The following is a 260-nucleotide window of genomic DNA, read 5'->3' on the forward strand; positions in this document are numbered from 1 at the left end:
CGCCCAGCGCGATGATCTTCAGCACCACCCGGATCGCATTGAGCGTGGCGCGTTCCTTGGTGCCCAGCCTCGGGCCGCCGGCGACCACCCAGGTGATGAGCCCCGCGGGCAGGGTGAACACGCCGCCTTCCACGTGCGGGCCGGCCGAGAGCGCCAACGGCAGCCGGATGTCGATGCCGGTGTTGCCGAGTATCCATTCCAGGAAGCCGACGAAATACCCCGACCACCCCACCGCCACGGTACTCACCACCAGTGAGTAC

At 68.1% G+C, this 260-nt stretch carries 1 pseudogene; it reads right to left on the reverse strand.

The features are described 5' to 3' along the window. A pseudogene (locus ACQG3P_RS20235) lies at positions 1-260 on the reverse strand (amino acid permease); the annotation flags it as partial.

This window comes from Stenotrophomonas sp. SrG, assembly GCF_050031795.1.
Classification (GTDB): domain Bacteria; phylum Pseudomonadota; class Gammaproteobacteria; order Xanthomonadales; family Xanthomonadaceae; genus Stenotrophomonas; species Stenotrophomonas rhizophila_A.